We start from the raw sequence: 14,083 nt of genomic DNA on the forward strand, positions 1-14,083 counted from the left end.
AACCAAAAGCAGGTTATGTCAAAGATATTAAAAGTTGAAAACCTAAATAAGACCTACCGGAGCGGAAACCAAGACCTTACCGTGCTGAAGGAGGTTTCCTTTGAAATTGCCGAAGGGGAGACCTTTGCCATTGTGGGCCCTTCGGGAAGCGGGAAGACCACTTTGTTGGGGCTATGTGCGGGTCTGGATGTGTCGCAGGCAGGGAACATTTGGCTGTGTGGCCAGAACCTCACCTCCATGAACGAGGACGAGCGCGCCCTGCTCCGAAACAGGCACGTAGGTTTTGTGTTCCAGGATTTTCAATTGTTGCCCACGCTCACCGCATTGGAAAACGTGGTGGTGCCGTTGGAACTGCAAGGGGCCGGCAGGGCGGCGTTGGAACGCGGAAAGGAACTTCTGGAAAAAGTGGGACTGGGCGATAGGCTCCACCACTATCCTTCGCAATTATCGGGAGGGGAGCAACAGCGTGTGGCCTTGGCCCGCGCCTTTTCCAACAGACCGTCCATCCTTTTTGCCGACGAGCCCACGGGCAATCTTGACGGGGAGACCGGGGCCAAGATAGAACAGTTGTTGTTCGAGCTCAACCAAGAGTTGGGCACGGCGTTGGTGATCGTGACCCACGATTTGGAACTGGCCCAAAAGACCAACCGAAGTTTACGCCTAAGGTCGGGCAGTATGGAGCAGATGGCCCTATGAGCAAGATGGAAATGAAAAAAGCAGACCTGTCATGGCTCATGCGGATGGCTTGGCGCGATGGGAAATCGAGTTATGGCAAATTGATCCTCTTCATTTTTTCGATTGCTTTGGGTGTGACCGCCGTGGTGAGCATCTACGCTTTTAGCGAGACCCTTCGGGACAGCATTGCCCAACAATCCAAATCCTTGGTCGGAGCAGATTATGTTATCGAAAGTGATAAGCCGGTAAATGAAAAAGTGCAGGGCATCATCGATTCGTTGGGCGGTGCCGGGGCCAGGGAAATCAGTTTTCTGTCCATGGCCGCCTTTCCGGGAAATACGGGGACAAAATTGGTGGAAGTCAGGGGACTGGAGGGCGATTTTCCGTTCTATGGCGAATTGGAGACCGAACCTGCATCCGCTGCAAAAAAATACAAGAGTGGGCAGGCACTTGTGGATGCCACCACCATGCTGCAACTGGACCTCAAAGAAGGGGACAGTATAAAATTGGGAGAGGTGACCCTGCCCATCGGTGGGATCTTGAACTCGGTTCCGGGCAACACCTCCGTCTTTGGGGCCATAGCACCGCCCGTGATTATTCCTTTGGAATACATTGATGCGACCGGGCTTGTCCAAACCGGGAGCAGGATAGACTACAAATACTACTTCGAGGCCGCACAGGACCAGGATATGTTCCTGCTCGAAGAGACCCTGGAACCCGTTTTGGAGTCCGAGGAAGCCGACTTGGACACCCATGCCTCGGAGGGTCGACGGATGGGCCGACGGTACGACAATTTTGGGAAATTTTTGAACCTGGTAGGGTTCATCGCCCTGTTGCTGGGCTGTGTCGGCATTGCAAGCGGCATGAACATCTATATTAAGGAAAAGCTAAAATCCATTGCCATTTTGAAATGCCTTGGGGCCACCAAACGGCAGACTTTTTTCATCTTTTTTATCCAGGTAGGGACCATGGGATTGATCGGAGGGGCCATCGGAACAGTGTTGGCCTATTTCATACAGCAACTTTTCCCCATCGTGGCCGATGGCATGCTGCCTTTGGACATTGAAGTGGGCATGTCGCCCCAAAGTGTGCTTTTGGGACTTTCCTTGGGGCTTACCATGTCCATTCTCTTTGCGCTCTACCCGTTGATGCGCACCCTCTACGTTTCCCCCTTGCAGACCCTTCGTGTGGTGGACGAAAGCGGGGCAAGGTCCAGAAAAGCATCATGGGGCGTCGGTTTGGGCATTGTTCTTTTTGTGTTCTGTTTTTCCTGGTGGCTGCTGGGGGACATTTTCCATTCCCTTTCATTTGTGGGTGGATTGGCCCTCGTTTTCTTGGTCCTCACGGGAATGACCTATGGGATGATGAAGCTTATCCGAAGGTTTTTTCCGGTGGGATGGGGATTTATGGCCCGTCAGAGCCTGCGCAATCTGTTGGGGCCACAAAATCAGACCCTCACTTTGGTATTGACCATTGGTATAGGCACATTTTTGATGAGCACCCTCTATTTTACAAAAGATATGCTCTTGGCAAAAGCGTCCATTGAGGACAAGGCCAATAGTGCGAACATGATCCTGATGGATGTGCAACGCGAACAGATGGATGCCGTATCGGGCACCATTCAGAAACAGGAGTTGCCCGTGATCGACCGGATTCCCATCGTCACCATGCGGGTAGAATCCCTGAAAGGGGTCAGCGTGGACGAAATCAGAAAGGACTCCACCTCCCAAGTGAGCGGGTGGATACTGAGCCATGAGTTCAGGGTCACCTATCGCGACTCCATCATCGGTTCTGAAAACCTGTTGGAAGGCGAATGGTTTTCCACCGTTCCCGAAACCGGGGCCGTACCCATTTCCGTGAGCGCCGATTTTTCGGAACGGGCCGGAGTGGGTATTGGTGATGGGGTCACCTTCAACGTGCAGGGAAGGATAATGGACACCCAGGTGAAGAGTATCCGAGAGGTGGATTGGACGCGTTTGCAGCCCAATTTTTCCATCGTTTTCCCAAAGGGCATATTGGAAAATGCACCACAGTTCGGTGTCATTACCACCAGGGTCCCCAATGAAATGGTCTCGGCCACTTTGCAACAGCAATTGGTGCAAGAATTTCCGAATGTATCCATATTGGACCTCAAACGCATCCTTACCCTTATTGAGGACATCTTGAACAAAATGGGATGGGTCATCAATTTCATGTCGTTCTTCAGCATTTTTGTGGGGGTCATCGTGCTTTTGGGAGCCATTTATAACAGCAAGCACTTACGCGTTCGGCAGAGTGCGCTGTTGAAGACCTTGGGAGCAAAAAGTGCGCAGATCTTGCGGATGTTTGCCTTCGAATATGCCTTTTTGGGGATTTTGGGAGCGGCTTCCGGGGTACTTTTGTCCCTGTTGGGCAGCCTTGCACTGTCCTGGCTTTTGTTCAACACCACTTTTGTGCCGTCTTGGGTGCCCTTTGTGGTGATTTTTCCAAGCATTGTACTCTTGGTATTGGTGTTGGGCGTGAGCAATAGTTTTGGGGTGATCCGTAGTACCCCGCTCGAAGTTTTGCGCAAGGGCGATAATGGATAATGGATAATGTATTTGTAACGGATGGAACAGGTATTGTGATAGGTTGTTGGGCCATTGTCGTGTAACTTTGTAGAGGAATAATCACTAGATATGAGAAAACTTGCAGAGCAATTTGACTGAAATTTGTCAATTCGAGTGATTTTTTGAGTGGTAACGAAAAAAAGTGTATCGAGAATCAAATTTCATTGATAAGATCTGGTTCTCGATACTTTTTCCTTTGGAAAAAACTCGAACTGACATCATCTTACCACTGAAATCTCCAATGAATTTAAAAGCAGAATTTGTTTTTGAAAATCAATAACCAACTACATGAAAATATCCCCCTTTTTGTGCTTTTTTCTTGCGGTTCCATGGTTTTTTTTCGCCCAAGACCAAAAAAAGGACTCGATTACCTCTTTGTCCGAAGTGGTCCTGATTGAGAATGGTATCGAGAAGAGAACCACGGGTATTACCCCATCCAGTACTTTGGTAACGGCTCAGATGGAACGCAACGGGCCATTGGACATTGCGGCCACCATCAACCAAATATCCGGGGTGTATCTACTGTCCGGTGCATTGAACACCAATCGCATCACCATTCGTGGGGTCGGTGCCCGAACGCCTTATGGTACGGATAAGTTGCGCCTGTACTTTAACAATATTCCCGTGACCAATGGGGCAGGGTTTTCGGTGATCGAGGCCTACGACCTGGAGAACATGGGGGCCATTGAAGTGGTCAAAGGCCCGAAAGAGACCGCTCTGGGGACCAATCTTGGCGGGGCCATCATCCTGAATACCAAAGCCCCCGAAGCGGGCAGTACCTTTTTGGCGAATTCTGCCTCCATCGGTTCCTATGAAATGTTCAAGAACAATTTGGCCTTTAGGCATTCGGAGAACGATTTCAACATCAGTTTGGTGTACAACCATCTCGAGACCGAAGGCTATCGACAGAACAATGCTTTTGAAAGGGATGGTCTCCTGCTCACTTCTTCCCTTAAAATGGGAGATAGGGGCAAACTGGATCTGTTGTTCAATATGATCGATTATACGGCAGGGATTCCCAGTTCCCTGAACCAGACCAATTTTGAGCAAAACCCTACCATGGCAGATGCCAATTGGTTGGCGGCAAAGGGATATGAGGCCAACACCTATACATTGGCCGGGATTACATATTCGCACCGATTCAAAGGTTCGTTGCGGAACAGCACAAGCGTATTCCATACCTATCTGGACCACTACGAACCACGCCCCTTCAACATTCTGGATGAGATCACGAACGGATTTGGGCTGCGCTCCGTGTTCAGGGGAACTCTCCTTGGAGGAAACTTCACCTTGGGTGGGGAACTGTACAAGGACGAGTATAGTTGGGGCACTTTTGAAAATTTGTACGAAGAAAATGATGGGAATGGAAGCCTTTTGGGCAATAGATTGAGCGATAACAAGGAGTTTAGGAGCCAATTCAATCTTTTTGGCACTTTTGAACTGGATTTGACCGAGGAATTTTCCGCCCAAGTGGGGATGAACCTCAATAAGACCACTTATGATTTCAGGGACGTGTTCAATGCAGGGGAAGGGAACAGGTCGGCAAGGCGCAGTTTCAGTCCCATACTTTCCCCGAGCCTGAAGCTTCGCTACCAATTGCAGGAAGGACAACTGTTTGCCAGTGTGGCCCGTGGGTTTTCCAATCCTGGTTTGGAGGAGACTTTGACGCCTGAAGGGGTCGTCAATCCTGATATTTCCCAAGAGAAGGGGGTAAGCTACGAACTGGGAGGGGAATTTTGGTTGTTGGACCAGTCCTTGCAGGTGAATGCCACGGTCTATTTGATGCATATCAAGGACCTATTGGTGGCCCAACGGGTGGGAGAGGACCAATATATTGGTCGGAATGCAGGAAAAACGAGACATAGAGGGTTGGAACTCGAAGCCAAATATTCCGTGCCGCTTTCTGCCATGTTCACCCTATCGCCATTTATGGCCTACACCTTGAACGACCATAGTTTTGTGGATTTTGTGGATGGGGACAACGATTACAGTGGCAATCCATTGACCGGTGTGCCCAAGCAGCGAATAAGTTCAGGCTTGAATATTGCCTATGGCAAGGATGTGGTGTTGGGGATTTCCCATCAATATGTGGACGATATCCCGCTGACGGATGCCAACACCCAGAGCAGTGATGCCTATTCGGTGATCCATATGTCGGCCAAATATGCCATTCAGGTGACCGACCATTTCAAACTCAGGTTGAATGTAGGGATCAATAATGTTTTTGACACCAACTATGCGGGATCGGTATTGATCAATGCCGTGGGCTTTGGTGGCAATCAACCCCGTTATTTCTATCCGGCCAATGGAAGAAATTACTATGGAGGGCTTGGACTTACCTATTTGTTCTGAAAGAAGATGCCTAGGCCTTTTTGTCATATAGGGAATACCTTCGCTGGAAAGATGACCTTCTCCTTTGCACGAACCTTGTGACCTGCAATTTGGAATAATCATACAGCAAGACGACTCCCAGAACCAGGCCTATGACGATAAAAGTGGCGTTTCCGACCCTGTAGTAGAGCAATCCGGAAACGATTCCCCCGCCCATGTAGGAAAACATGATGCCCAAGAGTAGTTGTGTTTTTTGGATCAGTTTTTTGTCGTTCCTGAATTCTTTTTTGGTGAACATGGAGAACACCACCCCAAGGTCGGTGGTCAGTCCGGTAAGGTGGGTTGTCTTCACCTTGGAGTTGGATATGCTGGCGGTCAACCCATTTTGAAGGCCCATGGCAAACAATAGGGCAGCCACCAAAAACTCGGTCTCCTTGAGGCTCTCGGTATAGAAATATTGCAGGTAGATCCCAACGAACATCAAACAGGCCATTTCGAGGAACACGGGAATGGCATGGGCCATGTAGCGTCCTGTGGGCGTGTTGTTGTGGATGATGAGACAGTTGGAGGTAAAGTTGCCCGCAAAGAAGAGGAATATCCAAATGAGTACAATGGCACCTTGGTACCAGTTGCCTTTGGCAATTTCTTGGGCCAATATGGCATAGTGTCCCGTTACATTACTGGTAAAGGCAAAGAAAACGATCACGGAGATGACGTTAACCATACCTGCCGAAAATGCGGTCAGGGCACCAAGCTTTAGGTTATCTGAAAAACTTCTATAATTGCTATATTTTCTGAGCATATTGTTTTTTTGGTATTCTTTTGAAGGTCATTTTTACAATGCCACGGACCTGTAGATCGGAATTGAACTGGACCACCAGCTCATCCTCAGTGACCTCCACTACTTGATAGTCCTCGACGATATTGTTCTTATGGTGCAGTTCCAAAATGTGGCCGCGCCCCTTGATGTTCCATTTCAGGTTTTCCTTGATTTCGTTCTCGTCCAAAAAGGAGAGGGTCCCATCAGGGTTGAAACGCCATGTTTCTGCCTCATGGATGATGATGTTCTTGCATATCTCCTGCTTTTGTAGCTTATCGATATCAAAACCCATCATATCACCATGGTCCAGTTTTTCATATTTCCAGGCGACTTCTTCCCATTCGCCCAATATCAAGGATTCAGGGCTTTCCTGATCCAACAGAAGCCAGCCGCTCGCGACGATCAAAAGGGCGAAAAAAAGATATATGGGACCTAATCTCATACGTGTTGTTATTTTAATCCTGAAAGGAATATATTGGCAAATTGTTTCTTGCCCACGGCTTCGGTCTGTTCTTGTTCTTCTTGATTGAAATAAAAGCAGGGGGTCCCACTTTTGGAAAACAAGGACAGGGTATTGAAGCCTTTGGCATTTTTAAAGTTGAGCACACCTTCCTCTGGCACAAAGATTTCAGTGATCTGTGTGGCATCCACAAAGTTTCTGAAGTATGCCGGACTGTTGGAGGTGATGACCTCTACATATAATGAATGGATCTTTGAGGGATACTTGTTCTTCAGAACGGTACAGGCTTCTACAAACTCCTCGGATTGTAGCTCCTTCACCAATTTGGATTTGGAAAAGAACAGCAGGTCAGTAATGGAATTGGAAAGTATGGTGCCATGTAGGAGTACCACTTCCAAGGGTTGGTCGGCTGTTTCAACAATGGCTTTGCGTACCAGTTCCAATGATTTTACCGAAAAATCGGTAGGGATGAGAATCTTTTTTGTCTCCATGATTAAAGTTTTTCCAAAGGTACCGGCAGGGCCATTAGACCCATTTTAGAACCAGATTAGAAAAACCTTAGAATTCTTGGGAGATATTAAAATGAGATTAGAGTGGGCCGCTCCAAATGGGAATATTGATCTTCACGGAAGTTCCTTTGCCCTCCACGGAAGATACATAGATGTCCCCGTTGTGCATCTTGATGATGTTTTTGCTAAGGGGCAATCCAATGCCATACCCTGCATAATTGGAAGTGTTGGAGGCCCTGAAATAAGGGTCGTAGATATAGGGCATTTCCTTTTGGGGAATGCCGATGCCGGAATCCCGTATGATGATGACCACATGGGTGTCCGATGCCCCGAGGGCGATAAAGACGGTTTCCCCGTTGGAGTACTTGCATCCGTTGACCACAATATTGGTCAGTGCCAAATGGAGCAGGTAAAAATTGCCCTTCACTTTGAGTTTTTCATGGTCTTCGGGCAGCAGACTAAAATCCAGACTTATTTTGAACTTGGAATTCAGTTTTTGCACGGTTTCCTTGACATCCAGGATCAATTGATCGGTGCGCAGCCTCACCAGTTTCTGGGACTTGCCATCAAAGCCTGTCTGCGCCAGCAAGAGGAGCGCTTTGGTCTTGAGTTCCAATTTTTCCGCTTCGGCAAGAATGTCGGCAAGGGATTTTTTGTATTGTTCATGGTCCCTGTCCTTGGAAAGGGCATAGTCGGCTTCCCCGATAATATTGGTCAAAGGGGTGTTGAGTTCGTGTGAAGCATTGCTGACAAAATTCTTCTGGGTCTCAAAAGTGGTTTCCAGTCGGTTCAGCATATCGTTGAAAGTCAGGGCCAATTTTCGGATGGAATCCTTTGTCCTGGGAATGGCCAAGCGTAGGTGCAGATTTTCCGAACTGATCTTGTCTACCTCCTTGATGATCTGTTGCACGGGGCGGATCAGGGTCCTGGTGATCAACATGGAGACCAGCACGATCAATAACAAAGCATAAAGCAGTGAGGTCACCAATAAATTCCGGAGGTAGACCATGTGGTGCGAATAGAAATAGTTGTCTGCCGACACCACGACGATGTATTCGCCTCCTTTTCGGGTCATATAGCGTATCCCCGAATAAAAAATGTTCCTTTCACGATAGCTTCCGGTCCCTTCGGTCAAAAGGGTCTGCACAAAAGAGTCCGGCAATCTTTTTTGGCCCTCTTCCACCACAATTTCCTTTCCTTGTATCGGGAAGATGTATTCTGTCTGGTTGGGAAGTTTCTCCAAATATTCCTGCCTCATTTCCTTGATGATCATGGCACTGTTCGGATTGTCCAGTTGGATTTTGGCTGTAGTGGCTGCCCTGATTTCCAGTCGTTTGTAGAAATCGGCAAAGGAAAAATTGGAAATGGAGTAATAGATGAAACCGCAGAAGAGCAGGGTATATAGAAAGAATACTGATATGAGCAGGTATATGATGCGGTAGTGTATCTTCATTTGTTTTCCTTTAGGGCATACCCCATTCCCACCACGGTTTGGATGACACGTTCTTGCCCGTCCTTTTCGAGTTTCTTACGGATGTAGTTGACGTAGACATCCACCACGTTGGTCCCGATGTCAAAATTGATGCCCCATACTTCGTCCAACAGGTCTGTCCTGGAAAGTACCTTCTGGGGATTTTTCATGAACATCAACAGCAGACGGTATTCGGTTGAGGTAAAATTGATGACCTCGCCATTGCGCGTCACCATTTTTGTATAATCGTCCAAATGGATGTCCCCGAAGGAGTAGTGGTTTCCGTTTTTGTACCGGGAACTGTCCATTACATCGGCCCTACGGAGCAAGGTGCGCAAGCGGGCCTTGAGCTCTATCAGTTTGAAGGGTTTTGTGAGGTAATCGTCCGCACCATTGTCCAGACCCAAAACCACATTTTCCACACTGCCCAGTGCGGTCAGCATCAGAATGGGAAGTTCGTCATACCCCAACTCCCTGATTTTTTTACAGACGACCAATCCGTTTATGCCCGGCAAAAGAATATCCAAAATGACCAGACTGATCGGTGTTTTTTCCAAGGTTGCGATACCACTGTCCCCATCTTTTTTGTGGATCAAGGTGTATCCATCTTCTTCCAAGCCCTTTTTGATGATATCGGCCACACTTTGTTCATCTTCAATCAATAAAATAGTGCTCATGGGTCAATCTATAAGCCGACAAAGATAGTGCCCTCCCAAGTGAAAGAGGTTAAAATGGTATTAAAATCGAGGGTGGGACGGTATGTGGCAAGGCCCAAGATCCCTTAGGAAAAAATAACGGTCTTGTTGTTGTATACCATCGTCTTCCTACCCACATGGAGCTGCACGGCACGGGAAAGTACAATGCGTTCCAAATCCCTTCCCTTGGCAATGAAATCCTGTATGGAATGCGAGTGGGAGACCGCGGTGACATCCTGCTCGATGATGGGTCCTGCATCCAGATCGGCCGTCACATAATGGCTTGTGGCACCAATGATCTTGACCCCGCGCTCAAAAGCAGCATGGTAAGGTTTGGCCCCCACAAAAGCCGGTAAGAAAGAGTGGTGGATGTTGATGATTTTTTGCGGGTACACATCGATTACCTTTGGTGATACGATCTGCATGTAACGCGCCAAAACAATAAAATCTACCCCATGCTCCCGCAATAGGGCCAATTGCCTTTCTTCGGCCTCTTCCTTGTTGTCCTTGCCCACAGGGATATGGAAAAATGGAATCTGGAACTGCCCGGCCACATATTCCAGGTCCTTGTGGTTGCTCAAGATAAAAGGAATATCCACCTTCAGCTCACCGGAATTGTATCGGCTCAGCAAATCATAGAGGCAGTGGTTGTACTTGGAGACAAAAATGGCCATCTTGGGCTTATAGTCATCGGTATAGATGTCCCATTCCATCTGAAAGGCATCGGCCAGTTCGGCCTCAAATGTTGACTTGAAGCTATCCAGTGCCATTTCCCGTTCAAACTCGCTCTGCAACCGCATAAAAAACACCCCGGCCTGTTTGTCCACATGTTGATCCAGATAGACAACGTTTCCTCCTTGCTGATGAACGAAGGTAGTAACGGAACGAATGATCCCCGATTGATCGGGACAGTGTATCAATATGGTGAGCTTCATGTGTCGCTTTTGAAGGCTCAAAATTATGGCATTCAAAAAAGGATGCCCAAACCCTTTGTCTTTTTTGTAAAATTCCAATCGAAATCAATTTTTACTTGCATTTTCTGTAAATTGCAAGGCAAAATCAGACCTCTTATTGCAGATGGAACAAAACAAGCCCTATAGCCCCAAGAACAAAATCAGGATCGTGACCGCAGCTTCCCTTTTTGATGGCCACGATGCGGCCATCAATATCATGAGGCGTATCATCCAAGCCACTGGGGTTGAGGTGATTCATTTGGGGCACGACAGGAGCGTGGCCGAAGTAGTGGACTGCGCTATCCAGGAGGATGCAAATGCCATTGCCATGACCTCATACCAAGGGGGCCACAATGAATATTTCAGGTATATGTTTGATCTGTTGCAGGAAAGAGGTGCGGGCCATATCAAGATTTTTGGAGGTGGTGGTGGAGTGATCCTTCCGGAAGAGATCAAAGCGCTGATGGATTATGGGATTGAGCGCATCTATTCCCCCGATGATGGCAGGGAAATGGGGCTTCAAGGCATGATCAACGATTTGGTGGAGCGTTGCGATGGTCCCACCCCGACACTCCCCAAAGGGGAGGATGTTTCGGAACGTCTCACGAGAAAAGACATCAATACGATTGCAAGGTTGATTTCCTTGGCCGAAAATCGGCATGAGGAATTTGAAAAGTTCCAGCCCATTGTGGAAAAGCAACAGGGCAATGTGCCCGTTTTGGGAATTACAGGGACAGGCGGGGCCGGAAAATCCAGTTTGGTGGATGAATTGGTCCGCCGATTTTTGATGGATTTTCCCGAAAAACACATTGGGATCATTTCCGTGGACCCATCGAAACGAAAAACGGGAGGTGCCCTTTTGGGCGATCGGATCCGCATGAACGCAATCAACAGCGATAGGGTCTATATGCGTTCCCTGGCCACGCGCCAATCCAATCTGGCTTTGTCCAAACACGTTTCGGAGGCAGTTCAGGTGCTAAGGGCCGCCAACTATGACCTGATCATCCTCGAAACCTCGGGTATAGGCCAATCCGATACCGAAATTTTGGAACACAGCGATGTGTCGCTCTATGTGATGACGCCTGAATTTGGGGCGGCCACGCAATTGGAAAAGATTGATATGTTGGATTTTGCGGATATGGTGGCCATCAACAAGTTTGATAAAAGGGGCGCTCTCGATGCCCTTCGGGATGTGAAGAAGCAATATGCCCGCAACCATGGATTGTGGCATGCCAAAGAAGACAAGCTCCCTGTTTTTGGGACCATTGCCTCCCAGTTCAATGACCCAGGGATGAACAATCTCTACAAAAAGGTGATGGACACTTTGGTGGAAAAAGCAAGTTCCACGCTGGTTTCAAATTTGGAAGTGACCCGAGAAATGGCGGAAAAGATCTACGTGATTCCACCATCGCGCACCCGATACCTATCAGAAATTGCCGAAAACAATAGAAACTATGATGCCAAGGCCAAAGAAGAGGCCAAGGTGGCACAAAAGCTCTATGGCATTTTCCTGACGTTGGCCGCTACTTTGGAAATGGAACAGGAAAAAGCGGAGGAACTGTTTTTGGACAAATCGGGCTTGAACGAAGCGAAAATCAAGTCCCATATCAACAATGAGGTTTCCAGGGCCTTGGTGGACCTGTTGGTGAAGGAGTTTGATAGGGTGAAAATGCACCTGAACCCCCACCATTGGGAAGCGATTCTAAAATGGAGGGAAAAAGTGGAACGGTACCGATCTGAATTCTATTCCTTCAAGGTCAGGGACAAGGAAATCAAGATAAAGACCCACACGGAATCCCTTTCGCACAGCCAGATTCCCAAAGTTGCCCTGCCCAAATACAAAGCGTGGGGCGATATATTGCAATGGCTCCTGCAGGAAAACGTGCCCGGGGAATTTCCATACACCGCAGGGCTCTACCCGTTCAAAAGGGAAGGGGAGGACCCCACGCGTATGTTCGCCGGAGAGGGTGGACCGGAGCGTACCAACCGTCGCTTTCATTATGTGAGTATGGACATGCCCGCCAAGCGATTGTCCACAGCCTTTGATTCGGTCACGTTGTACGGGAACGACCCTGACCATCGACCTGATATTTATGGAAAAATAGGGAATGCTGGCGTATCCATCTGCTGTTTGGACGATGCCAAGAAATTATATTCCGGATTTGACCTGAGCAGTCCCATGACTTCGGTGAGCATGACCATCAATGGTCCCGCTCCCATGCTGTTGGCCTTTTTCATGAATGCGGCCATCGACCAAAACTGTGAGAAATATATCAAAGAGAATGGCTTGGAGAAGGAGGTCCAAGACCAAATCAAGGCCATTTTCAAGGAAAAGGGCACACAGCAGCCCGAATATTATGGGGAACTTCCCAAAGGGAACAATGGTTTGGGACTCCTACTCTTAGGGGTGACGGGCGACCAAGTGCTTCCAAAAGAGACTTACGAGGAAATCAAGGCAAAGACCTTGAGCCAAGTCCGGGGCACGGTGCAGGCCGATATCTTGAAAGAAGACCAAGCGCAGAACACCTGTATTTTTTCCACGGAGTTCGCTCTCAGGTTGATGGGTGATGTGCAACAGTATTTTATTGAACAGCAGGTCCGCAATTTTTATTCGGTTTCCATTTCGGGCTACCATATAGCCGAGGCAGGGGCCAACCCGATTTCCCAATTGGCGTTTACTTTGTCTAATGGCTTTACCTATGTGGAGTATTATTTGAGCCGAGGGATGGACATCAATAAATTTGGGCCCAACCTTTCGTTCTTCTTTTCCAATGGGGTAGATCCCGAATATGCCGTGATCGGACGCGTGGCCCGAAGAATCTGGTCAAAGGCGTTGAGGGAGAAATATGGGGCCGACCCAAGGGCACAGATGCTCAAATACCACATCCAGACTTCGGGAAGAAGCCTGCATGCACAGGAAATCGATTTTAACGATATTCGCACCACACTTCAGGCCTTGTATGCCATTTATGACAATTGTAACTCATTGCATACCAATGCATACGATGAGGCCATCACCACGCCCACCGAGGAATCTGTCCGTAGGGCCATGGCCATTCAATTGATCATCAACAAAGAACTGGGGCTGGCCAAAAATGAAAACCCGATCCAAGGATCCTTCATTATCGAAGAGTTGACGGATTTGGTGGAAGAGGCTGTTTTGATGGAGTTTGACCGCATCACGGAACGAGGTGGCGTACTGGGAGCCATGGAAACGATGTACCAACGTTCCAAGATCCAAGAAGAGAGCCTCCATTACGAAACCTTGAAGCATTCGGGGGACTATCCGATCATTGGGGTGAATACCTTTTTGAGTTCCAAGGGGTCGCCGACCATTTTACCGGCCGAGGTGATCCGTGCCACTGAGGCCGAGAAGGAAAATCAGATCAAGACATTGAAAAGCCTTCATGGGCGCAAGCAAGAGGAATCGGAGATCCAATTAAGGGAGCTTCAGCAGGTGGCCATCAACAATGGGAACATTTTTGAAAAACTGATGGACATGGCCAAGCATTGTTCATTGGGCCAAATCACAAAGGCACTGTTCCAAGTGGGTGGGCAGTATAGAAGAAATATGTAGTAGG

The 14,083-nt window shown here is 48.2% G+C and carries 10 protein-coding genes; 4 read left to right on the plus strand and 6 right to left on the minus strand.

What is annotated here, in order from left to right; genetic code table 11:
* Positions 1-15: 15 nt before the first annotated feature.
* The 3 genes from DB398_RS05350 (at position 16) to DB398_RS05360 (ending at position 5,615) form a co-directional block, all read left to right on the plus strand.
* Positions 16-696, plus strand: coding sequence for an ABC transporter ATP-binding protein (locus tag DB398_RS05350; protein WP_108423374.1), 681 nt, complete (start codon positions 16-18; stop codon positions 694-696).
* Positions 693-3,242 (plus strand): ABC transporter permease, encoded by a 2,550-nt coding sequence (locus DB398_RS05355; RefSeq protein ID WP_108423375.1) that lies wholly within the window; start codon positions 693-695, stop codon positions 3,240-3,242. Before DB398_RS05350 ends, DB398_RS05355 begins: the two co-directional genes overlap by 4 nt.
* Positions 3,243-3,551: 309 nt before the next feature.
* On the plus strand, positions 3,552-5,615 hold the full coding sequence (locus DB398_RS05360; protein WP_108423376.1) for a TonB-dependent receptor family protein: 2,064 nt from the start codon (positions 3,552-3,554) through the stop codon (positions 5,613-5,615).
* A 10-nt stretch (positions 5,616-5,625) separates the two neighbouring features.
* Here DB398_RS05360 and DB398_RS05365 read toward each other — a convergent pair whose 3' ends face one another.
* The 6 genes from DB398_RS05365 to purU all read right to left on the minus strand — a co-directional run bounded on the left by DB398_RS05365 (position 5,626) and on the right by purU (position 10,484).
* Positions 5,626-6,396 carry a YoaK family protein gene (locus DB398_RS05365; RefSeq protein ID WP_108423377.1) on the minus strand — a complete coding sequence of 257 codons (771 nt, stop codon included), beginning with the start codon at positions 6,394-6,396 and terminating at the stop codon, positions 5,626-5,628.
* A complete protein-coding gene (locus tag DB398_RS05370) occupies positions 6,380-6,856 on the minus strand; it encodes a lipocalin family protein (protein WP_159076327.1) in 477 nt (158 codons plus the stop codon). Before DB398_RS05370 ends, DB398_RS05365 begins: the two co-directional genes overlap by 17 nt.
* An 8-nt stretch (positions 6,857-6,864) precedes the next feature.
* Positions 6,865-7,365, minus strand: a complete 501-nt coding sequence (locus DB398_RS05375) for a hypothetical protein (protein WP_108423379.1) — start codon at positions 7,363-7,365, stop codon at positions 6,865-6,867.
* Between the two features lie 97 nt (positions 7,366-7,462).
* Positions 7,463-8,836, minus strand: coding sequence for a sensor histidine kinase (locus tag DB398_RS05380; RefSeq protein WP_108423380.1), 1,374 nt, complete (start codon positions 8,834-8,836; stop codon positions 7,463-7,465).
* Entirely contained in the window at positions 8,833-9,531 is a 699-nt protein-coding gene (locus tag DB398_RS05385; protein ID WP_108423381.1) for a response regulator transcription factor, read from the minus strand. Before DB398_RS05385 ends, DB398_RS05380 begins: the two co-directional genes overlap by 4 nt.
* A 104-nt stretch (positions 9,532-9,635) precedes the next feature.
* The gene (purU, locus tag DB398_RS05390; protein ID WP_108423582.1) at positions 9,636-10,484 is read right to left on the minus strand and encodes a formyltetrahydrofolate deformylase; all 849 of its coding nucleotides are present in this window, start codon (positions 10,482-10,484) and stop codon (positions 9,636-9,638) included.
* A gap of 142 nt (positions 10,485-10,626) precedes the next feature.
* Here purU and DB398_RS05395 point away from each other — a divergent pair, with 142 nt between their 5' ends.
* Positions 10,627-14,079, plus strand: a complete 3,453-nt coding sequence (locus DB398_RS05395; RefSeq protein ID WP_108423583.1) for a methylmalonyl-CoA mutase family protein — start codon at positions 10,627-10,629, stop codon at positions 14,077-14,079.
* The last annotated feature ends 4 nt before the right edge of the window (positions 14,080-14,083 follow it).

The organism is Flagellimonas amoyensis (assembly GCF_003058265.1).
Taxonomy (GTDB): domain Bacteria; phylum Bacteroidota; class Bacteroidia; order Flavobacteriales; family Flavobacteriaceae; genus Flagellimonas; species Flagellimonas amoyensis.

Coding starts and splice junctions, on each gene's coding strand:
- DB398_RS05350 (WP_108423374.1), top strand. CDS start 16: ATGTCAAAGATATTAAAAGTTGAAAACCTAAATAAGACCTACCGGAGC.
- DB398_RS05360 (WP_108423376.1), top strand. CDS start 3,552: ATGAAAATATCCCCCTTTTTGTGCTTTTTTCTTGCGGTTCCATGGTTT.
- purU (WP_108423582.1), bottom strand. CDS start 10,484: ATGAAGCTCACCATATTGATACACTGTCCCGATCAATCGGGGATCATT.
- DB398_RS05380 (WP_108423380.1), bottom strand. CDS start 8,836: ATGAAGATACACTACCGCATCATATACCTGCTCATATCAGTATTCTTT.
- DB398_RS05370 (WP_159076327.1), bottom strand. CDS start 6,856: ATGAGATTAGGTCCCATATATCTTTTTTTCGCCCTTTTGATCGTCGCG.
- DB398_RS05375 (WP_108423379.1), bottom strand. CDS start 7,365: ATGGAGACAAAAAAGATTCTCATCCCTACCGATTTTTCGGTAAAATCA.
- DB398_RS05365 (WP_108423377.1), bottom strand. CDS start 6,396: ATGCTCAGAAAATATAGCAATTATAGAAGTTTTTCAGATAACCTAAAG.
- DB398_RS05395 (WP_108423583.1), top strand. CDS start 10,627: ATGGAACAAAACAAGCCCTATAGCCCCAAGAACAAAATCAGGATCGTG.
- DB398_RS05385 (WP_108423381.1), bottom strand. CDS start 9,531: ATGAGCACTATTTTATTGATTGAAGATGAACAAAGTGTGGCCGATATC.
- DB398_RS05355 (WP_108423375.1), top strand. CDS start 693: ATGAGCAAGATGGAAATGAAAAAAGCAGACCTGTCATGGCTCATGCGG.